Source organism: Hyunsoonleella rubra (assembly GCF_042684665.1).
Lineage (GTDB): Bacteria > Bacteroidota > Bacteroidia > Flavobacteriales > Flavobacteriaceae > Jejuia > Jejuia rubra.
In genome coordinates this window covers 1-20404 of the sequence record NZ_JBHULY010000005.1, presented here as the reverse complement: position 1 = coordinate 20404, position 20404 = coordinate 1, and the positions used below count along the sequence as shown (strand labels likewise).

Below are 20404 nucleotides of genomic sequence, written 5' to 3'. Positions count from 1 at the left end.
CTCAATTTCATTTTATTCTTATTTCATATGACACGATTCCTGTGTATTCTTGGCATTATGGCCTTGTTCGTTTCTTGTAATAGCTCCAAAGACGTTGTTCAAACCCCACCCGTGCCTGAAACACCAATGGCACCAAAACCTCAAGCAACTTCAACTGCAGGGTATTGGCAACAACATGTGGACTATAAAATGGAAATCGATATGGATGTTGATAGCTATCGCTACAAGGGAAAACAGGAATTGGTCTACACCAACAATTCTCCGGATGTTTTGGACAAAGTGTTTTATCACTTGTATTTTAACGCGTTTCAACCGGGAAGCGAAATGGACGTGCGATCGCGAACTATTCCAGATCCTGACGGCAGGGTTGGCGATAGAATCAGTAAACTTAAACCTGATGAAATTGGGTACATCAAAATAAATTCCCTAAAACAAAATGGCGCAGATATCAGCTACGAAACTGTGGGAACCGTTCTGGAGGTGGCTTTGGCCAAACCCATCCAGCCAGGTGAAAGCGCAACTTTCAATATGGATTTTGACGCGCAAGTGCCTGTTCAAATTCGTCGCTCAGGGCGAAATAATAAGGAAGGCGTGGCTTTATCAATGGCGCAATGGTACCCAAAGCTGGCCGAATACGACTTTGAAGGTTGGCATGCCCATCCTTATGTTGGAAGAGAGTTCCATGGGGTTTGGGGCAATTTTGATGTGAAAATCAGTATCGATAAAGATTATACTCTTGGTGGCACGGGCTATTTACAAAACCCCAACGAGATTGGTCATGGTTATGAAACCTTGCCCGTAAAACCTTCATCAAAAAAGAAATTTACATGGCACTTTAAAGCACCAAACGTACATGATTTTACTTGGGCGGCCGACCCCAATTATATCCATGATACGGCTCAGGTGCCAAATGGCCCGGTTTTGCACTTTTTATATAAAAATAGCATGCCACGGGAAAAGTTGGGCAATTGGAAAAAACTACAGCCCAAAGCTATTGAATTAATGCAGTTTTTAAGTTCCAATATCGGCACCTATCCTTATAAGCAATATTCAGTCATTCAAGGTGGCGACGGCGGTATGGAGTATGGCATGTGTACGCTTATAGCTGGAGAAGGGGATTTTGGCGGCCTATTTGGTGTTACCGCCCACGAAATGGCCCACAGCTGGTTTCAGTTTGTATTGGCCACCAACGAGTCTACCAACTATTGGATGGATGAAGGGTTTACAGAATACTTTGGCGAATTGGCCGAATGCCACATTTTTGATAAACCTTTTGAAAAGCCCACAAAGCGCGTATATGACATCTATTTCTATTACGTAAAATCAGGGACCGAACAACCCATGACCACCCATGCCGATCGTTTTCATTACAATCGTTCTTCTGCTATTTCGGCCTATTACAAAGGCTATTTGTTTTTGAACCAATTAAGATATATCATCGGGCAAAAGCATTTTGATACATCAATGAAAACGTACTTCGATACCTGGGCGTTTAAGCACCCCACTCCCGTTGATTTTATAAGGGTAGCCGAAAAAACTTCTGGATTGGAATTGGATTGGTACCTCCAGGATTGGACCCGCACTGTAAATACCATTGATTATGCTGTAAAATCCGTTGAGGGCAACAGCATCACTTTAGAGCGGATCGGCCTAATGCCGATGCCTATTGATTTGACCGTAACTTATGCCGACGGCACTACCGAAGATTTTTATATCCCCTTGCAGATGATGCGGGGCGAAAAACCAACCTCAGCCACCACCATTAAGGATTGGGCTTGGGCCTATCCTACTTACACCCTTCAAGCCGAAAAAGCCATCAAATCCGTTGAGATTGACCCAAAAGGTTTTATTGCGGATGTGGATAGAAGCAATAACGTGAAATAAGGCGTTAGCAAAATACGCTTCAATGCCATTTTTTATTTCCTATCATAATTTTCTGTAAATTTTAGTGTGCGGAAATGATGGGTTGATCATACCTAGAAACAAATCTCTTGCAAAAATCAAAAGTCGAATTGATAGTTTTTTAGTGGGTCAATACACTGATGTAAAGAAGAAAAATAACTTTAATAAATGGCTGATATAAACACCATTGAGGTTTAACCCAAATTGGCAGTAATACAAAGTTATGACCAGAAAGAAAACTTCTGCTGAAACAGAATCTAAAGCTCCATAAAGTCAAACAGAAGATGAGCATGAAGATTGGGTTACACTTTTGGGCTCTAAAGGTATTGCATAAATGGAACGTGAACTAAAGAGAATACCTCCTCTCTAATTCTGCCTTATTGGTTTTCATAATCTAATTCATTGGCTACGGAAAGATATAAAAAGGGGGAGCGATGCTATTAATGAATATCCAAAAAACCTAATTACCAAATGGTCACTTTCTTATGTGTTTTAATGTAGTCCGGGTCAATTACAATTCCCAATCCAGAACCAGTGGGAACCTTTATGACTCCGTCTTCGCTTGAGAAGGGCTCAGTCTTGCTTTCTATAGGTATCGAATTTCTATTGCCATCCTTAGTGGCGAAAAGTTTAAACTCGTGATACTTGCCGGCATTCGGACAAGCCGATACGAAATGTAACATATACAAAAAACCCAGCCCTCCTGTCGTCATATGTGGAACAATCGGTCTTCCGACTACCTCTGCCATCCTAGCAACCTGCATCGATCGAATCAATCCTCCAAAATACATATTATCCGGCTGATAAATATCAAATGCATCGTTCGCTATTAGCCAACGAAAAGCACGCATCCGGAATTCTTCCTCTCCTCCCGCCATTTTAATATTAAGGGCTTTAGCTACTTCGACCTGCTCATCATACCAGTCCCACGGCACTGGCTCCTCGTAAAAATAATAATTGTATTCTTCCAGAATCCGCCCAATTCTGATAGCCTCCTTCGGAGAATAGGACCCATTTCCATCAAGCATCAATACCATATCGTCTCCAAACCTTTCGCGCGTCATTTTAATAAGTTTTTCCGTCTGTCCGGGAGCATTGTCTGCATCTGTACCTAATTGGTTACCAACACCACCCCTAATCTTGATGGCTTTGGCCTTGCTCTCCTCATGGTCCAATGCAACCAAATCCAGCGATTCTTCTGGTGTCATCTTACGCAGTTCTTTGTATCTAGACCCTTGATATATGGACACATAAGGATTATGAATATCTCCAATAAGCTGACCTATAGGCTTTCCAGAAAGATTGCCCATCATGTCTAGAATGGCCAGTTCGAGGGTTGCGATATGAACATTCTTAGGTACTCCACAGCTTTTAGCGCCTGGTTCTGCAAGCTTAAATATGAGCTGATCCAGATTACGAGCGTCCTTACCAACACATTGCTCCATTAATTGCCTCATAACAGGCCAGCTATGACGGCTAATATTAGGATGTCCCACGGAAATCCCTTCGGCTCCTTCCGAAGATCTTACCCTGCAGAGAAAGTTGTTCCGGTCCTTAAGGAAATCTATACTTTCAATGACTACAGGAGAGGAGAATAATTCCCTCTTAAACACCGGTTTTTTTAATGCTTCATCTAAGGCTGCGTATCTTTCCTTGCCATTTGGAGATAATCCCTGTGATGCATTTGAGTTAGTACAGGAACTTAAAGGCATGGCTGAGGCGGCCAGCCCACCAGCGATAGAATTTGAAATAAACTTACGTCTGCTGATTTTCATAGTTTAATAGTTTAATCCTATAAAAATAAAAAAAATGCCATTAATGAATGTATGAATGGGATTCTCAATGATGAGCCATAGCTTAATCTCTACTTGATCACTAGTTGTTTGAAAATGCGGTATTAAAATTTTAAATAATATACCTAACCAAATAAAACACATGTTGATTTAAGCTCTAAAACGATACCACGGCTCCTAATACCAGCATACTTTGATTCCCTTTAAATCGAGCATCACCCCCCAAAGTATCCAAACCTTCTCTTTCAAGCTTGTTTAAAATATTGGTAAAACCATAAATGTACTGGGCTTTCAATTTGAAGTTTCTAATACCAGCTGAAGCGCCAACTACGCCGTTAAAATTAAATTGGGAAATTTGTGTAATATCAGTCGCAGTTAAGTTGGTGTAATTTTGAATGTAGTACCCTTCTTGGCTGTCGTCCTTCAATTCAAGCTCACCGTTATATTGAATCATGGGGCCTACATCAATCGTAAAATAGTGTTTAGCCACCTTTACATGCATCAACATGGCTAACTGCGCAGCAAACATTTTATAGTTGATGAATTCCTCCTGCGTACTCACCAGTGCCGGCCTTCCTAAAATATCAATATTGTTTTCGGAGAGTTGCATGCCAAAACTGATGTTGTACCATCGTAACGGAATATCCACTGTTGCCGAAATGCCACCCAAAAAACCATTGGCTTTTGAAGTGGTGAAATTATCGGTAGAAATGTCAAATTGGGTGAGGCCACCAAAGATGCTAAACCCATTGGTTACAGGGTAATTACCTCGTTGCGCCTTGGAGCTTGTAACAAAACAAAGGGAAATGGCTACTAATAGGATAAGTTGTATTTTTTTCATAAGATTTTTAGGGGTCTGTGCACAAATATAACTTAAATTAGTAATCCGATATTTTAAACCGTTAAAAAACATTGATATGAGCTTTTTTGCTATTCCTTTTATTTTTCTGGGGTTAATCATTTTAATCTCCTCCTTCTTTATAGTAAAACAACAAACTGCGGCAATTATTGAACGCTTTGGAAGATTTCAAAGTATCCGCCATTCTGGCCTACAGCTAAAAATTCCTTTAGTAGATCGAATTGCAGGGAAGTTAAGCCTTAAAATCCAGCAATTGGATGTCATTATTGAAACTAAAACTTTGGATGATGTATTTGTGCGCCTAAAGGTGTCCGTGCAATATAAAGTTATCCGCGATAAAGTGTATGATGCCTTTTATAAACTGGATTATCCACATGACCAAATTACCTCCTATGTATTTGATGTGGTTCGGGCCGAAGTACCAAAAATGAAGCTGGACGATGTATTTGTTAGAAAAGATGATATAGCTATCGCGGTAAAAGCAGAATTAAACGATGCCATGATGGATTACGGGTATGACATCATAAAAACCCTGGTAACTGATATTGATCCGGATGCCCAGGTAAAGGAGGCCATGAACCGTATTAATGCTTCAGAACGCGAAAAAATTGCCGCTCAGTTTGAAGGTGATGCACAACGTATTTTAATTGTTGAAAAAGCGAAAGCTGAAGCTGAAAGTAAGCGTTTGCAGGGACAGGGTATTGCAGATCAGCGCCGTGAAATCGCTCGTGGTTTGGAAGAGTCTGTTGAAGTTTTAAACCGTGTGGGGATCAACAGCCAAGAAGCTTCGGCCCTGATTGTAGTAACCCAACATTATGATACCCTACAAGCTTTAGGTGAAGAAACCAATAGCAACCTGATTTTATTACCTAATGCCCCCCAAGCCGGTAGCAATATGCTAAACGATATGGTGGCCAGTTTTACCGCTAGTAATCAAATCGGCGAGGCTATGAAAAACGCCAGTAAAAAAACGGATAAGTAATAATTATTCGTTAGTATATATTGAAAAAGCCCCTTATAAATAGGGGCCTTTCTAGCTTTAGTCCTTAACAACTACTTTATCCGAAGGTTTGTTTTTTCGATATTTAGCCACTTTTGTAGTGCCATCTTCGGCATCCTTTTGCCAAGGTTTATAATTTTTAAAGGCCGGGCCTCTTAGTTTCATGCGCTCAGAATTTGAAGCCACTTGGGTGTATTCCTTTTCGGAATCGTTTTTTCGCCATGGCTTGTAATTCTTATAGGCAGGACCTTTCAATGGTGTGTGGTTGCTAACTGTGTATGCCACAGCTGGCTCGGCCTTATGTTGCCATGGTTTGTAATTCTTATATGCTGGACCCTTAAGGTCTTTTCTCTGCTGTGCAAATGCTCCAACAGCTATAAAAACTAGTGCTAAAGTAAAAATTAGGTTTTTCATAACGCTTCCAGTTTGATATACCTAAAAATAGCACCATTACACCCGTTTTGGATATACATAAAATCCCTGATTTTGTATCCGTATTTATACGGATATTGGAGTATAATTGAATTTAATTTAAATGGGTAAAAATGAATTGAGAAATAGGTCTTGACTGCACTCGACCTACCAAGAAGCGAAGTTTCTTTTGAATTGAAAACGGTCTAAATCAACTTTAACTTTACAGCTTTTTTGATAAGTTGTGCCGTGTTTTTTACATTTAATTTTTTAATAATGTTAGCCCGATGGGTTTCGATGGTTCTTGTGCTTACATAAAGTTTTTCAGCTATTTCTTTGGTGGTAAGTCCTCCCGAAATGAGTTCCAAAACCTCTGTTTCCTTGCTGGATAAAATGTTCTCCCCCAAGGTGCTTTCAGACATATAGTCGATCATCTTCTCAGAAATTGATGGACTGAAATACTTTTTTCCTTGGCTAACAATGCGAAGTGTTTTTATCAATTCTTCCTGATCGGTATTTTTCAAAAGATAGCTGTAAGCGCCCTTTTTGGCGCAGGAAGCAATATAGTTGCCCTCATCGTGCATGGATATGATAATAGGCTTAATTTTGGAATTAATATCCTTAATACGATTAAGCACCTCAAAACCATCCATGTTGGGCATGGTGATATCCAACAAAACCACATCGATATCGGAATTGGTTTTAATATAAGCCATGAATTCCTCGCCGTCGCTCACCATCCGAAGCACTTCCACATCATCATATTTTTTGAGCAGTTCTTTGAGCCCGTTTCTAAACAACTCGTGGTCGTCAGCTATTACTGTTTTTATAGTTATCATTTTCTATTGGTAATTCAATTTCGAAGGTTGTGCTTTTTACTTTTGAATTGATTTTAATTTTACCGTTGCAAATCTCAACCCTCTCCTTAATGTTGATAATCCCGGAGCCAAGTGTTACTTTTTTCAAATTAAACCCTTTACCGTCGTCAAAATAAAACAGCGATATAAAATCATCAAATTCAGAAAGCGTAATTCTGATATTCTTCGCTTTGGCGTGCTTTAGCGTATTGTTAACCAATTCTTGGGTTATCCTAAAGATATGGATTTCCTGTTGTTTCGTTATATTACTTTTTTTCCTTTTTAAAAGGCCTTCAAAAACAATTGAAACTTCCGAAGCCTTTTTTACACTATCGCAAAAGTTCTTAAGCGCTGCCCCAACCCCAAAATCATCCATAATTGATGGCATTAAAGCATTGGACATGATTCGGATTTCTGAAATGGTATCGTCTACCATTTTTCGCATTTCCAAACGTTGTTTGTTATCGGGTACATTGTTGTCAATGTAAAATTTCAATGATGTTAAAAGGGGCCCCAAACCATCATGTAGTTCACGTGAAAGCCTTTGCCTCTCGTTTTCCAAACCTTCCACCAATTGGCGTTTGGTGTTTATACGACTTCTATGTTCGTTGGTTCTGAATTCCTTCAGCTTGTCCCTCATTTTAATCAAACTCTTGCCTAATGCATCGTTCGCGCTTTTTGGTGCATAGGTTGTGTTTAGGTTCATTTCTCCAATGTCCTCCGAAAAAATAACCGCTCCCTGCAAAGACTTTTTTAATTGGTCCAAAGCTTCAAACATTTCTTTGATTTCGTTTGAGTTTATATTGAATTCATTCGTGTCATCATAGTGCCCCTCCGCCATAACTTTTAGACTGCTTTTCATGCCCAAAATGGGATTGGCGATGATTTTTGTTAGAAACAAGGACAGTAAAATGGCCGTTCCCATGATTAAAAACATCAGCATAAACAACCGCTTCTTTAAGCTGATCAATGGTGCTTCCACCTCATCTTTATCAATCTCGGATAAAATGGCTAGTTTGAGATTAGAGATTTCGATGGGGCCGTATACCCCATAAACATCAATGCCCCTATAATCCTTATAAAGTCCCTTTCCCGATTTTCCGTTTAAAGCATTTGTCACCCCGGTGGTTTTCACAATAATGTCATGTGGTGTAGAGTCCTTAAAAAATCGTGACTGAGAACGCATCCTGAAGTTATCACCTACCAGATAAGATTCCCCAGTTTCACCCATTCCGGTACGCTCCAGTAAAATGTTCAATATTTTACTGTACGGTATACCAGATACTCTGATATCATCATTTTCTGCTTCAACCAACCCTATGGTGAACTGTTGATTTTTATCGAATATTGTTAAATCATATATCCCCGTTTCTAAACTAGTTTTTGGAAAATCCATGCCCAAACTATCTGTCAATGGCATTGTATTGGGGGCATCCATAAAACTGCTCCATTCCGATTGTATTAGCTTTTCAACCTGATTTTGCTTGAGAGTTTTTATCGAATTTAACTGTTGCAGAATCCTGCTTTGTAGCACCTCGGAAAATTGGCTGTAAAAGGTTATGGATAGCACAATGACTACTAACAAGACAAGGCCGTTAATAATAACTAATATGAGCGATTTTAGACTGATACGGGTTCTTCTTTATCCTGTGAAACACTTATACCAAATATAATACAAAAGAAAGGATAGAAGATTGGATGTCCAGATTAAGAAACGATTTAAAGCTTACGCAACTCCTGCTTTTCTTCCTTTGGCTCCTCCTCTTTTTCACTATTGATGCTACCCGGAAAAGTGAGCGAAGTGCTAGAAAAAGTACTTCCAAAATTAATGTTGGCATAGTATACTTGGCTGACGGCATCCTTTACTTGGTGCTCCGACAATTCTTTTAAAGGGTGAATAAAAACCGACCATAATACGCCGTCTGAAACTGCATACTTTACATCCAAAGCCGTATGGAAATTGGCCACTAAGGCGGCTTTAAAAAGTTCTTCGCTTACGGTATTTGAGTCTGCAATAGGTGAAATAATGCGCATTCTATTATGGTTGGTGTCCGTAATACACATTAAGGGTACCTCCTTAATATAAAACCGCCATGCCCCACTTTGCCCTTGAATAGAATCGCTTACTGATGTGTATATTTCCTGAAGTTTGTCGTTGTTCATGTTTTGAGACAAACCCAAAAATGGTAACATTAAAAAGAAAATAATCGAAGTTTTCATAATGCGAAGTTTATACAATGAGTCGAAATGTATTCGAAAAACTTAAGCGATAACAATAATTAAGCAAAAGGGTGGCGCTCTTCCCAGTCTTGGGAAGGGTTCATTAATTTAAAGACTTGTTTTAAAATGCCATTTAAAATGCCGTTAGTATGTTTTAAATACAGCACCATAGGTTCAGGTTTTGCGCCAACGGAACTTTTTATTTCCATGGCAGTTCGAGCATAAACAATATGCTTAAACCCATGTTCTATTCCGAATTTTGCCATATCGTACAACATGTTTAAGTACAATTGGTTGGGGTATTGGTGTTCGGTATCATAACCCAAAAAATAGGTTTCCAAATGGTCGTTATTCAAAATCAAACTAAAAAACCCGACAAGCTTCCCATGAAGATAATACCCAAACACTCTGAAATTTTCCTTTAGATGAAGTTTGTAGGTGTAAAAATGGTTTTCCGGAAGAATAAAGGTGTTGAACTTGGCATTATTGGAAACATTGAGGTACAACTGATGAAGTAATTTGGAGTTGGCCTTAATCGCCTCTAAATCCAATTCGTCACAAACTATACTATTCAGTTTTTTTCTCGCTCTTTTATAACGGTCCCTGTACTTTTTTTTCATACAGGAAACATAATCTTTGTGCTCGCGCCAATTATCCCATACATCCATAATCATATTGGGCTGTACGGTTACTCGGTGCAATTTTTCCTTTTGAAAAAGCTCAAGGTGGTCCATCCTGCTTTCCTCGAAGAAATCCTTCGCCATCACCAAACGTATGGTTTTGCCCTGCTCTTTTTTAATACGCTTTTCCAGATCTGAAACCCCCTTAAAAATCTGATCGTAAAACTCTGGAATCGATAATATCCGGTTATTCAAACCTAGACCATGTTGCCCCGTGTGTGTCATATTTCCCACCACCAAAATATTTCCCTTCAAGACTTTGGAAATATTATCCTTAAGAAATGTTTTAAGACACGACACTTTCGTATCCCTAAACATATCTTTGAGGTATAACTGTACGCGCTGAACTAGGGCGGTACCAACCAACTCGGAATCTTTAAAAATACCAATGTAAAAAAGCGAAACATTATCAGGGGCTGAAGTCTCTAGAGCTTTTAAGTAGCTAGACTGAAGAAAAATATCCTTTTTACTAAGGGCATCCCATTCCCCAGGGACATCATCAATAGTCGTATAAATTTCGTGTCGTATCAATACAAAAAGAAAAAGACTGAAAGTTAAAAAGCTTCAGTCTTTAAATATGTTAAAAGTTTACAAAATATTTACTGCCAACCACAAATAATGGCTCCCATTACGGCCAAGGTCACCATCCAATAGCCACTATTGATAAATATATACTTTGCGCTTTTTCGTTCGAACAAGGCATTAGTGCCCAAAATTGGTAAGGCTATAAAAATTCCTGCAAAAAACCCGTGTAGCGCCCCATGGCCAAAGGTTCTATGGGCGGCGCCATAATCTGCCATAAAAGCATTAAAAGAAGGTAGCGCCCCTTCAACATCACCGCCAACCATTCCCATAGCTCCAATTTGGTGGACTGTTAATGACAGCATACTCATGGCCAAAAGAATGGCGAAGACAAATGCCATAGCAAATATTTTGCCCATGTTGGCACCTTTCATTTTTTCTTCGGACATTTCAGCCGCTTTCATCCAAGCGGTTCCAAATACTTTAGGGTTATACCAAATAAATCCCACCACAAGTGCGGAAATGGCGGCCACGAGAATTGCTAAAAAATTGATTTCCATAATATCAAAAAGTTATAGTTAGTCTTTAAATATAGCCAAAAAATAAAATGGAGGGTGCTTTTTTACGTTTTCAGGACGCTATTCTGTCACAAAAGCCCCTCTGTGGGCTCGAGTATGCTTTCAATTTTTCAACGGTTTGATCCAACTCAAAGTTCATTTCCGAAATATACTCAAGGTTTTGTCATACTCCAACTGATTTGTATCCAATAAATCTATCAAACTATGGTATATAATATCCGTAGTATAGGGTTTGTCGTGATTGTCAAGAAGCGACCCCACTTTTTCTGGAAAGCGGTCCTTGAATTTTTTAGAAACCCAAACTATCATGCCGGGTTTGTTTACGGCTTCAATATTAGAATGGAGATATTTACCGTTTTCACCGAGCGATTCGCCATGATCCGAAATATAAATAACTATAGCATTATCACTTTCATCTTCAACCAATTTGATCAGTTGATTTAAGAAATAATCAAGATATAACACGGTGTTGTCATAAGAGTTGACCATCTGCTCCCTAGTTAGTGATGGAATATACTTGCTATCCACTACAGGCGTAAACCTTCGAAAATCACTCGTATACTTGTCTTCGTACCACCAATGGCTACCAATCATGTGCAGCGTATAAAGTCCATACGCCTTGCCTTTAAAGTAGTCAACAAATTTAGGCAGAAGGTCCATGTCCTTTTTTTTGCCAATGGACCAAACCGACCTGAACTCGTCAAGAATAAATATGCTGTCGTTGGTTTTCACAATTGGTCTGTAGCTGGATTCTAAAATTTGATTTCCAATCCAATACGTAGGAATATCAAAAGCATTAAATATGCTATAAATGGAGCTAATGGAATCCTTAACCTCCGTTTGATCGCTTTGATCAGTCAACAAACAAGGTAAACTAACAGCCGTATTGGTTTTAGTGGTACTTATATTATTGAAACTAAATACGTTGTCCCTTTTTGAAAGCAATGGAGTTGTCTGACGTTCATATCCATTTAGGCCCAAATGGTCGGAACGCAAAGACTCCCCCAACACAAGAATTACATTAAGCTTATTGAATTTCTCCTCTTTCGAAATTTTAGGAGGATCGGTCAAAACCATAATATCCGAGTCGGAGTCATAATACTCTCCAAAAGCATAGAAAAAGGAATAAGGCAATTTGTTTCTGAAGCTATGGATCCTTTTCTGGTCCGCCCAAAAAAACAATAAAATCAACAAGACACTTAAGGGAACAAAAACTAACCTGCCCTTTTTGGGTTGGATGGTTTTATAGAATTTAAGTATAAACACTAGGAGGCCTATAAGGAGCAACATATAGGCAATTAACTGAATGCTAATAAGATCTTTAACAATGTATAATTTAGTGCCAAAGGTAGCTTCAAAAACGGCATAAGACATGCTCATGTTGATGCTATAGCCCCAGAAAGCTGTTAGTCCTAAAACTAAAAAAAGAAGGGAAAACACAACTTTAAAAACTAGTCGATGTAAGGACAAAAAGTAAAGCACCCCCGCAAAGCTACTTTGTAACACACATAAATGAATGAAATACATGAGCTTGCCTTCGAAGGCTTTGAGCGGTATGTGATAATAAGACGATAGGCTAATGCACACTGCGAAAAGTACATTCAGAACTAAATGGAAAACAATATTCCGTTCATATTTGGAAAACAGTAACTTCATTTATGCCTTTTTTACCTTGCCGTTTAAAAGAGGGATATACTTATTTACAACATAAATCACGGGAAGTAGCAGAATTACTTGTAAACATGAAACAGCAAACTTACCGGGTTCATCAAAATTAAAGTTGGTTATTCCAAAAATCAGTAATCCCGCCTTAATAACTGTCAATGCGCGAAAGTGCAATGCTAAAAGTAGAATTGTATTTTTTCCCAGATAACTAAATATGGTGTTCCAATGTATTAGCTTAAAAAACAACAGCACCATTAACGTTCCTGAAGTTCCGTTGAGCAAGAACAGCAGTTCGTTACCATACTGAGCCCTATACATGTCGATTTTTGAATTAAGTAATGCCAAAGCCAGGCTCATCACGACAGAAATAATGAAAAATAGAACCAACCTTATTTTAGTTATCTCCAAAAGATGAGGCTTCAGAAAATTTCCTAGTGCATAAAATGACAAGGAAACACAGGCAACATCCAGACTCCAAGGTAATTTGAAATCGGAAAAACATGGATATGCCAGGCCGAAAACAATTAAGGCCACAAGGCCTAATAATTTTACATGCTTATGCTTTATAAGGTTCAAAAAAGAGTACAAACAAAAGGTAACAAATATTGCCGGCAAAAACCACATTGGAATGCCCCAGTCCATATATTCAATATCTCCTTGTGCATAAAAAACCCCAACCAAACCTTTAAGGGGGTCTAAGTTATGATTAAGGCTATCGCCGTAATGCCTTCCTAAAAAATACCAAAAAACATACAAAAAAGTAGCCCAGAAAAAATATGGAATTAAAATGCTTTTTGCCCGATGTACTATGGTTGATTTACTCGTAAGCTTTGGATGAAACATCCCGGCAACGAAGAAAAACAAAGGCATATGAAAACTGTAAATGTAGGCTTCCGAAAAAGGGATGTTGTGGGCGTATATTACAAGAAATATCCCTAACCCTTTAGCTTGATCCACCCATTCAAGCCTTTTTCCTCCGATGTTTTTGCTTTTCAACTTTTGGCTTCATTTACAAGAAGATCATTCTTGTCGTTCAGTGCTTTTTCAATAAAGTCATCTATCTCCGAAGTCTGTTTCAAACCATTATTCAACATGACTTTTAGAGTTAATAAAACTGCTATGCGCGTCCCAACTTTCTTCACGGCTGTATTGAATAAAGGTTCTAATTCCTCATAGGACACCTCCTCAGCCAATTGCAGAATTTCAGCACGCACTCTAAGCCGTTTTTCCTCCGGCAAATTGGTGTACTTTTTACCCAATTGCTTGATAACATCAATTGCCTTTCTCTTCGGCTGATTGTTTTGAGGTTTTTGACTCTGAGTATTATTTTGTTTCGGCTCACTTCGACCGCGCTCAGTGCTGGTTACTTTAGCCCAAGTGTCTCGTAAGCCGACAGTTTTATTGAAAACCAAATGGTCTGAAGTTGAATCATCATCCACATTGAAATAGCCCAAACGTTGAAATTGATACCTATCTCCAACTTTCGCTTCTGCCAAACTTGGCTCTACAAAAGCCTCAATCACCTTCAGAGAATCGGGATTAATAAATTCCATAAAATCCTTATCGGGATGGCTATCAGGTGCTTCATCCATAAATAACCGGTCGTACTCTCTAACTTCGGCATTGATGGCATGTCGTATAGACACCCAATGCAACGTGCCTTTCACCTTTTTGGAGGTGTCTTCGGAATACGTACAGTGTACTTCCGTGATTTCGTCATTGGCGTCTTTAACCACGCTTTCAGCTTTAATGATATAAGCATTTTTGAGTCGTACCTCACCACCAAGTTTCAGCCGGAAAAACTTGTTGCCTGCCTCTTCCCTAAAATCTTCCTTTTCTATGAATAGCTCCCTTGAAAATGGTACTTTCCTGTAGCCTGCACTTTCATCTTCAGGGTTATTTTCTGCATCCAACCACTCTACTTTATCTTCGGGATAATTGGTAATTACCAGTTTTATCGGGTCTAGCACAGCCATAACTCTTGGGGCAGTTTTGTTCAAATCCTCACGGATACAAAACTCCAAAAGTGATACTTCAATGACGTTTTCGCGTTTGGCCACCCCAACGGTTTCCACAAATTTTCGCAGGGCATTGGGCGTATATCCTCTGCGTCGCAATCCCGAAATGGTAGGCATTCGTGGGTCGTCCCAGCCACTTACAACGCCATCTTCAACCAATTTCAACAGTTTACGCTTGCTCATGATGGTATAGCTGAGATTCAATCTGGCAAATTCACGCTGTTTTGGGCGGAGTAGTTCTGGGTCCACAACTTGATCTAAAAACCAATCGTAAAGCTCGCGGTGAGGCTTGAATTCCAGAGAGCACAACGAATGCGAAATTTGCTCGATGTAATCACTTTCGCCATGGGTCCAATCGTACATCGGGTAAATACACCAATCCGCACCAGTCCTGTGATGTTCGGCCTTTACCAAACGATACATAATGGGGTCGCGCATTAGCATATTTGGGTGTGTCATATCGATTTTCGCCCTTAAAATATGCTCGCCTTCAGCAAATTCGCCTTTTTTCATCCGATCAAACAGCTCCAAATTTTCTTCAACAGATCGATTTCGATAGGGACTATCTACTCCAGGTTCAGTTGGTGTTCCTTTTTGTTCTGCCATCGCTTCACTGGTCTGAGAATCCACGTAAGCCTTCCCTTCTTTTATCAGTTTTATGGCCCAATCATACAGTTGTTGGAAATAATCCGAAGAATACAATTCCTTATCCCAGTTGTAACCCAACCAAGCAATATCCCGTTTTATGGCATCTACATATTCCTGCTCTTCCTTAGCCGGGTTGGTATCGTCAAAACGCAAATTGACGGGCGCATTATAATATTCACCCAAACCAAAGCTGATGCCGATGGCTTTAGTGTGACCGATGTGCAAATAACCATTGGGTTCAGGTGGAAACCGGAATCGTAAATCGTCCTTAGCCATTCCATTTGCCAAATCCTCCTCTATAATTTGCTCGATAAAATTGAGTGATTTTCTTTCTTCAGACATAAGCGCTGTTGCAATTCATATTTCCTAGAGAGAAACTAGGATATTAAACAAAAAATATGGGCAAAATTAGGTAATTTTAGCGACTTAAATTCAGTTGCAATGGGAATTATAAAAGTTGAAAACATCAGAATTTTTGCCTACCACGGGTGTTTAAAAGAAGAGAGTAAAATTGGAAGCGATTATCGCGTGGATCTTCAAGTTGAAGCCGACCTCCAAACCTCGGCCAAAAGCGATAAACTCAGTGATACAGTGGACTATGTGTTTTTAAACAAAGTGATAAAGGAGGAAATGGACAAGCCCTCCCACCTATTGGAAACTGTTTGCCGACGGATTTTGGATCGGATTTTTAACGAAGACCAACTGGTGAAAAAAGCAACGGTTTGGGTGAGTAAATTGAATCCGCCCATAGGTGGCGATGTTCAAAAAGTCACCATAAAAATGACGGATAAGCGCAAAAAGTAACTTTTTATAATTAAAAGTCTCAAATTTTTTTACATTTGCATCACTGTTATGGCGTCGTGGCCGAGTGGCTTAGGCACAGGTCTGCAAAACCTGCTACAGCGGTTCGATTCCGCTCGACGCCTCAAAAAAAAGAGATACTTTAAGTATCTCTTTTTTGTTTTTATATCATAAAACAATGCGCTTCATTTGTTTTAGCAATATTACATTTAATAAACAGGTTCAATTTAAAGCCCAACCTCCTGGGAAAACTATTCTTTTATCGGGTTAATTTTATCAAAGCGCTCCTTAATCATCTCCTTTTCATCTGGAAAAAAGCCCTGAACCAACAGTAAAATACCGAAGCCCAGAATAGCTAACGCAACAATTTTTTTCGTCTTAAAAATCAAACGTGGCGTCAATCGGTTTTTCAATTTTTTTGCGACAAGTATTTTCACTAAGTCTACTAAGAGATAGACCACCAAAATTGTTGAAAGAAATACAATAACGCCATTGGTGGAGTCCGTAAGGGTATTCCCCAAAACAATAAAGGCCACCCACCCCAACAACACGCCAATATTAATAAAGTTGAGCAAAAAACCCTTTAAAAATAGACGTCCATAACCTTTTTTGATTTCAATTTTATGGTACTCCCTTACAATTTCCCGAAAGGATTTTGAGGTTTTTACAAAAGAAATGATGCCGTAGGCTACTAACAGTACGCCACCAAAAATCAAAAAATTAGGATCGTCTTTAATTTTTTCCAAAAGGTTGTTTGTACTAAAAAATGCGACGATGATAAAAAGTATATCCGCTAAGATGACACCACAATCAAAAATCAATGCACTCCTAAAGCCTTTAGTGGCACTGGTTTCCAATAGCACAAAAAACACAGGGCCAATGGTAAAGGCCAATAAAATCCCAAACGGAATAGCTGCTATGACGTCATCAAACATGCGAAAGAGAATCTTTACACAAAGTAACGCATAAATGGAGAAACAAAAAAGCCATTGGACTCCAATGGCTTTAGTCTATGAGGTCTATAACAAAGTTACATCCGTTTAATACGCCCACCTAAAACACGACTTTCCTCAATTCTTTCAGGGTCGCCGTAAATAAATATATCACCCCCAGCCCTAACTTTTGCATCTACGGATTTGCTCGCATGAACATAAGCTTCACCTGCTGCGCGAATGGAAACTTCAGTATGTTCAGTTTTCAGGTCTTTGCCCTGATAATCCCCGCCAGTAAAAATGGAAACGTCCTGATGTTTTGCTGTTCCGGAAGCCAGGATGTCCGCCCCGGTTACGGACCTTACATTAACATAAGTCACCTTAAGTTTTACATCTATTTGACCCCCTTCCTGGGCATTCAGGTCTATTTCAAATTGTTCGATCATTTCGTCGGAATGGATATACGCACCTTCGTTGGCGTCCAACGCATCGCAACCTGTGTAATATAATTTCACCTTGGTTTGATTGCCATCAAAGGCTTCTTCGAAGTTCATTCTGATTTTTAAGGTACCATTTTTATTGATGACCAGCACATCACTGGTATTTTTACCACTAATGACAACTTTGTCCACATCGGACGGAATGAGTTCCACCTCAATCAAATCATACACTTTTAATTCGGAAAACTCCCCCACGGTTTTTTCAATGGGGTTTTGGGCTGTAGCCGAAAACGCGACTACAAAAAGTAATAGAGACGCTATAAATTTCATGGATTAATGTTTAAAATTTAACGCAAAACTACCGATAATAATGCCCTGGGCGATTCACTTTATGAAAACATTATAAAAAGTTACACCGATACCTTTACGGCCGTACCCGTAACGGAAACAAAAAAATAGGAAGTGGACGACATTTCGATATCCAATTTGATACCCACAATGGCGTTGGCCTTTAGTTTTGAAGCATTATCCGTTAAATCCTGAAAAGCTTCCTCTTTAGCCTCATTGATAAACTCCCGATAGAGTTGTTTGTTTTTTTCGGTTTTAAAGGAAAAGGATGTTTTTTGATTGGTGGACACCCCGGTTACTATACCCAAATAGTCCTTTATTTGATGCCCCTCAATGGAGTTTGTTGTTGTTAATACCATGTTTTAAAGGTTTATCAACTAATATAAAAAATTAAATAGTTTAATAACAAAACTGTTACCAGCTCCTTGGATAACTTGCTGAAAAATACTACATTGCAGTTATAACTATATGCGATATAACAGCAGCTTTTATGGAGAGCTGCTGTTATACAAGTGTTACCCAACATTAAGAAAAAAAGAAAATGCCATTACCAAAACACGATGAAATAAGATTGCCCGCTTTGAAATTATTAAAAGCAAAGGGAAAAATTAAACTGGGTGAATTTATTCAACCACTTGGTGAACATTTTAAGTTGTCCGATGAAGATTTAAACGAAATGTACAAATCTGGAAATGGACCAATATTCTATGACAGGGTTTCTTGGGCTTTGAGTTATTTAAATATGGGCGGACTGGTAGACAAGCCCAAAAGAGGAACATATGAGATAAATGCAAAAGGAATTGAATTAATAGAAAAACCCGAGCAAATAGATAAGTATATAGACCAAGAAATTGAAAAAAGAGAACCTAAAAAACAAAAAAAGAAATCCGAAGAATTAATCGAAATAAATGACACATCTTCAGAATTAACTCCTCAAGAAAAGTTGTATGGTTCTTTTTCCAATATTAAGAAATCAGTTTATACAGATATAATTAATACGATTTTAACAAAAACTCCAATTGCCTTTGAAAAATTAGTAGTTAGTCTTTTACAACGAATGGGATATGGTGGAGAAATTCAAAATTCCGGATTAGTAACTAAAGCTTCAAATGACGGAGGAATTGATGGAATAATTAAAGAAGATGTTTTAGGACTTGGTCGAATTCATATTCAAGCGAAAAGGTATAAAACAGACATTTCAATCGGAAGAGAAGAAATTCAGAAATTTGTCGGAGCCTTAGCAGTTGCTCAATCGAATAAAGGCGTTTTTATAACAACATCTTATTATACAAAAGGAGCAATTGAATACGCTAATAATTTAAATGGTTCGACAACCTTAGTTTTAATTGACGGAAAACAACTTGCTGAATACATTTATGATTTTGGTCTAGGAATGCAAGTAGAACAAACAATTGAGATAAAGAAATTGGATGCTGATTATTGGGATTCTTTAAAAGATAATGTAGAGTAAAACGTTGGGTAACAACGTGTATAAAACATAGCTATTAAAGGCTTTCCCTGAGGTTTAGTGGTTATTTACAAAGACCGCCAAATTTTTAAAATTGGCTTTTAAAATAGAAAATTAAAAACAAAATATAAAAATTCGGCTCCGTGTTTATCCGAAAAGTTAGTGTCCATTTGCACGCTACGTTTCATACACAAACCGTTGGCAGTAATTAGAAAATGAACAAATCTGAATTAGAAAAAGAAATAAACGAGGCATCTGAAAGGATTAAAACTCGACAGTCTGAAATTGAAACTGAAATTGATAGACTTGGCGAACAAATTTCAAAATTTACGAATTGGGCTTGGATATTTGTTTGGATTGGTGCTTTTGTATCTGCTTTTGCTTTGATTTACTTTATTTGCACAAATACGGAGAAAGGATTTGGACTTAATTTATTAGGAGATTTTATGGCTGGAACAGTTGCTTCTGTATGGTCTTTAGCGGGTTTATTCTTTATCTATGTTGCATTTTTAGGTCAAAAACAACAGTTATTAAACCAACAATTGGAAATAATGTACAGTCAATTAGAAGTTAAATACACGAGACTTGAACTTTCTGGGCAAAAAGCAGAAATGGCTGAACAGAATAAAACTTTGCGAAGACAACGGTTTGAAAATACGTTTTTCCAACTGCTAAGTAATCATCAAGAAATAGTAAACGGAATTGATTTAAAACGTGTCCGCGATGGAAGTTGGACAACTTCGGCGGAGGGAAGAGATTGTTTTAGTACATTTTATGAACGAGCATTTCCAAAAGGATTTAGATTAAGAAAACACCCTATAGAACCGACTGTTGAAAAGTATGCCGAATTCTATAAAGTAAACCAATCTGATTTAGGTCATTACTTTAGGCATATGTATCATATTTTAAAATTCATTAAGAAATCTAAAGAATTAACCAAGGAAGAAAAGTATAATTATTCAAACTTATTAAGAGCTTTGCTATCTTCTTACGAATTGTTATTCATATTCTACAATGGACTAAGTGAAGCCGGAAAACCAAAATTAAAACAATTACTAGAGGAATTTTCAATGTTAAAAAATATGGATTTTGAATTATTAATAAATATTGAGCACAAAAAAGAATATAAAGAAATTGCCTTTGCATCTTCGGAAGAAAGGAAAAAATTATTACGAACAAAAAAATAACTACTGCCAACAATGGTAACCGTTGCGCAAGCCGCCATAAAAACCCATAATTTCTGCAACAGACTCGTTTTAAGG

19 protein-coding genes and 1 tRNA gene are annotated in these 20404 nt (G+C 38.3%); 6 read left to right on the top strand and 14 right to left on the bottom strand.

Annotated elements, in window-relative coordinates:
* Positions 1 to 27 precede the first annotated feature (27 nt).
* A complete protein-coding gene (locus ACFSR8_RS00945) occupies positions 28 to 1884 on the top strand; it encodes a M1 family metallopeptidase (RefSeq protein ID WP_380288121.1) in 1857 nt (618 codons plus the stop codon).
* A 482-nt stretch (positions 1885 to 2366) separates the two neighbouring features.
* On the opposite strand, the gene ACFSR8_RS00940 is transcribed toward ACFSR8_RS00945, so the two are convergent.
* Entirely contained in the window at positions 2367 to 3677 is a 1311-nt protein-coding gene (locus ACFSR8_RS00940) for an enolase C-terminal domain-like protein (protein ID WP_380288119.1), read from the bottom strand.
* Positions 3678 to 3852: 175 nt separating this feature from the next.
* Positions 3853 to 4536 carry a hypothetical protein gene (locus tag ACFSR8_RS00935; RefSeq protein WP_380288117.1) on the bottom strand — a complete coding sequence of 228 codons (684 nt, stop codon included), beginning with the start codon at positions 4534 to 4536 and terminating at the stop codon, positions 3853 to 3855.
* A 76-nt stretch (positions 4537 to 4612) separates the two neighbouring features.
* On the opposite strand from ACFSR8_RS00935, the gene ACFSR8_RS00930 reads away from it, so the two are divergent.
* The gene (locus ACFSR8_RS00930) at positions 4613 to 5536 is read left to right on the top strand and encodes an SPFH domain-containing protein (protein WP_380288115.1); all 924 of its coding nucleotides are present in this window, start codon (positions 4613 to 4615) and stop codon (positions 5534 to 5536) included.
* Positions 5537 to 5593: 57 nt separating this feature from the next.
* Here ACFSR8_RS00930 and ACFSR8_RS00925 read toward each other — a convergent pair whose 3' ends face one another.
* The 9 genes from ACFSR8_RS00925 to ACFSR8_RS00885 all read right to left on the bottom strand — a co-directional run bounded on the left by ACFSR8_RS00925 (position 5594) and on the right by ACFSR8_RS00885 (position 15495).
* Entirely contained in the window at positions 5594 to 5968 is a 375-nt protein-coding gene (locus tag ACFSR8_RS00925) for a hypothetical protein (protein ID WP_380288113.1), read from the bottom strand.
* A gap of 203 nt (positions 5969 to 6171) precedes the next feature.
* Positions 6172 to 6804 (bottom strand): response regulator, encoded by a 633-nt coding sequence (locus ACFSR8_RS00920; protein ID WP_380288111.1) that lies wholly within the window; start codon positions 6802 to 6804, stop codon positions 6172 to 6174.
* Positions 6776 to 8407 (bottom strand): ATP-binding protein, encoded by a 1632-nt coding sequence (locus tag ACFSR8_RS00915; RefSeq protein WP_380288109.1) that lies wholly within the window; start codon positions 8405 to 8407, stop codon positions 6776 to 6778. The genes ACFSR8_RS00920 and ACFSR8_RS00915 overlap by 29 nt, the downstream gene beginning before the upstream one ends.
* A gap of 134 nt (positions 8408 to 8541) precedes the next feature.
* Positions 8542 to 9042 (bottom strand): hypothetical protein, encoded by a 501-nt coding sequence (locus tag ACFSR8_RS00910; protein ID WP_380288107.1) that lies wholly within the window; start codon positions 9040 to 9042, stop codon positions 8542 to 8544.
* 59 nt (positions 9043 to 9101) lie between these two features.
* Positions 9102 to 10253, bottom strand: a complete 1152-nt coding sequence (locus ACFSR8_RS00905) for a GNAT family N-acetyltransferase (RefSeq protein ID WP_380288105.1) — start codon at positions 10251 to 10253, stop codon at positions 9102 to 9104.
* Positions 10254 to 10321: 68 nt separating this feature from the next.
* On the bottom strand, positions 10322 to 10804 hold the full coding sequence (locus tag ACFSR8_RS00900; RefSeq protein WP_380288103.1) for a DUF1761 domain-containing protein: 483 nt from the start codon (positions 10802 to 10804) through the stop codon (positions 10322 to 10324).
* 153 nt (positions 10805 to 10957) lie between these two features.
* A complete protein-coding gene (locus ACFSR8_RS00895; RefSeq protein ID WP_380288101.1) occupies positions 10958 to 12478 on the bottom strand; it encodes a phosphoethanolamine transferase in 1521 nt (506 codons plus the stop codon).
* Entirely contained in the window at positions 12479 to 13483 is a 1005-nt protein-coding gene (locus ACFSR8_RS00890; protein ID WP_380288099.1) for an acyltransferase family protein, read from the bottom strand.
* Positions 13480 to 15495 (bottom strand): glutamine--tRNA ligase/YqeY domain fusion protein, encoded by a 2016-nt coding sequence (locus tag ACFSR8_RS00885; protein ID WP_380288097.1) that lies wholly within the window; start codon positions 15493 to 15495, stop codon positions 13480 to 13482. Before ACFSR8_RS00885 ends, ACFSR8_RS00890 begins: the two co-directional genes overlap by 4 nt.
* Positions 15496 to 15594: 99 nt before the next feature.
* Between ACFSR8_RS00885 and folB the strand changes: the two genes are divergently transcribed.
* Positions 15595 to 15957: a dihydroneopterin aldolase gene (gene folB / locus ACFSR8_RS00880; RefSeq protein ID WP_380288095.1), complete on the top strand. Its 363-nt coding sequence runs from the start codon at positions 15595 to 15597 to the stop codon at positions 15955 to 15957.
* Positions 15958 to 16007: 50 nt separating this feature from the next.
* A tRNA-Cys gene (locus ACFSR8_RS00875) sits at positions 16008 to 16079 on the top strand.
* 126 nt (positions 16080 to 16205) lie between these two features.
* Here the strand turns inward: ACFSR8_RS00875 and ACFSR8_RS00870 are convergent.
* The 3 genes from ACFSR8_RS00870 to ACFSR8_RS00860 form a co-directional block, all read right to left on the bottom strand.
* Positions 16206 to 16889, bottom strand: a complete 684-nt coding sequence (locus tag ACFSR8_RS00870) for a LysE family translocator (RefSeq protein ID WP_380288093.1) — start codon at positions 16887 to 16889, stop codon at positions 16206 to 16208.
* 95 nt (positions 16890 to 16984) lie between these two features.
* A complete protein-coding gene (locus ACFSR8_RS00865) occupies positions 16985 to 17656 on the bottom strand; it encodes a head GIN domain-containing protein (protein WP_380288092.1) in 672 nt (223 codons plus the stop codon).
* A gap of 80 nt (positions 17657 to 17736) precedes the next feature.
* Positions 17737 to 18033, bottom strand: coding sequence for a YbjQ family protein (locus tag ACFSR8_RS00860; RefSeq protein ID WP_380288090.1), 297 nt, complete (start codon positions 18031 to 18033; stop codon positions 17737 to 17739).
* Positions 18034 to 18215: 182 nt separating this feature from the next.
* Here ACFSR8_RS00860 and ACFSR8_RS00855 point away from each other — a divergent pair, with 182 nt between their 5' ends.
* Together ACFSR8_RS00855 and ACFSR8_RS00850 are read left to right on the top strand one after the other, a co-directional pair.
* Positions 18216 to 19145, top strand: a complete 930-nt coding sequence (locus tag ACFSR8_RS00855; RefSeq protein WP_380288088.1) for a restriction endonuclease — start codon at positions 18216 to 18218, stop codon at positions 19143 to 19145.
* 212 nt (positions 19146 to 19357) lie between these two features.
* Positions 19358 to 20329, top strand: coding sequence for a putative phage abortive infection protein (locus ACFSR8_RS00850; RefSeq protein WP_380288086.1), 972 nt, complete (start codon positions 19358 to 19360; stop codon positions 20327 to 20329).
* Positions 20330 to 20404: the final 75 nt, after the last annotated feature.

What these genes read in the sequence shown, in the direction of transcription:
- ACFSR8_RS00945 (WP_380288121.1), top strand. Translation starts at nt 28, where the DNA reads ATGACACGATTCCTGTGTATTCTTGGCATTATGGCCTTGTTCGTTTCT.
- ACFSR8_RS00940 (WP_380288119.1), bottom strand. Translation starts at nt 3,677, where the DNA reads ATGAAAATCAGCAGACGTAAGTTTATTTCAAATTCTATCGCTGGTGGG.
- ACFSR8_RS00935 (WP_380288117.1), bottom strand. Translation starts at nt 4,536, where the DNA reads ATGAAAAAAATACAACTTATCCTATTAGTAGCCATTTCCCTTTGTTTT.
- ACFSR8_RS00930 (WP_380288115.1), top strand. Translation starts at nt 4,613, where the DNA reads ATGAGCTTTTTTGCTATTCCTTTTATTTTTCTGGGGTTAATCATTTTA.
- ACFSR8_RS00925 (WP_380288113.1), bottom strand. Translation starts at nt 5,968, where the DNA reads ATGAAAAACCTAATTTTTACTTTAGCACTAGTTTTTATAGCTGTTGGA.
- ACFSR8_RS00920 (WP_380288111.1), bottom strand. Translation starts at nt 6,804, where the DNA reads ATGATAACTATAAAAACAGTAATAGCTGACGACCACGAGTTGTTTAGA.
- ACFSR8_RS00910 (WP_380288107.1), bottom strand. Translation starts at nt 9,042, where the DNA reads ATGAAAACTTCGATTATTTTCTTTTTAATGTTACCATTTTTGGGTTTG.
- ACFSR8_RS00900 (WP_380288103.1), bottom strand. Translation starts at nt 10,804, where the DNA reads ATGGAAATCAATTTTTTAGCAATTCTCGTGGCCGCCATTTCCGCACTT.
- ACFSR8_RS00895 (WP_380288101.1), bottom strand. Translation starts at nt 12,478, where the DNA reads ATGAAGTTACTGTTTTCCAAATATGAACGGAATATTGTTTTCCATTTA.
- ACFSR8_RS00885 (WP_380288097.1), bottom strand. Translation starts at nt 15,495, where the DNA reads ATGTCTGAAGAAAGAAAATCACTCAATTTTATCGAGCAAATTATAGAG.
- folB (WP_380288095.1), top strand. Translation starts at nt 15,595, where the DNA reads ATGGGAATTATAAAAGTTGAAAACATCAGAATTTTTGCCTACCACGGG.
- ACFSR8_RS00870 (WP_380288093.1), bottom strand. Translation starts at nt 16,889, where the DNA reads ATGTTTGATGACGTCATAGCAGCTATTCCGTTTGGGATTTTATTGGCC.
- ACFSR8_RS00865 (WP_380288092.1), bottom strand. Translation starts at nt 17,656, where the DNA reads ATGAAATTTATAGCGTCTCTATTACTTTTTGTAGTCGCGTTTTCGGCT.
- ACFSR8_RS00860 (WP_380288090.1), bottom strand. Translation starts at nt 18,033, where the DNA reads ATGGTATTAACAACAACAAACTCCATTGAGGGGCATCAAATAAAGGAC.
- ACFSR8_RS00855 (WP_380288088.1), top strand. Translation starts at nt 18,216, where the DNA reads ATGCCATTACCAAAACACGATGAAATAAGATTGCCCGCTTTGAAATTA.
- ACFSR8_RS00850 (WP_380288086.1), top strand. Translation starts at nt 19,358, where the DNA reads ATGAACAAATCTGAATTAGAAAAAGAAATAAACGAGGCATCTGAAAGG.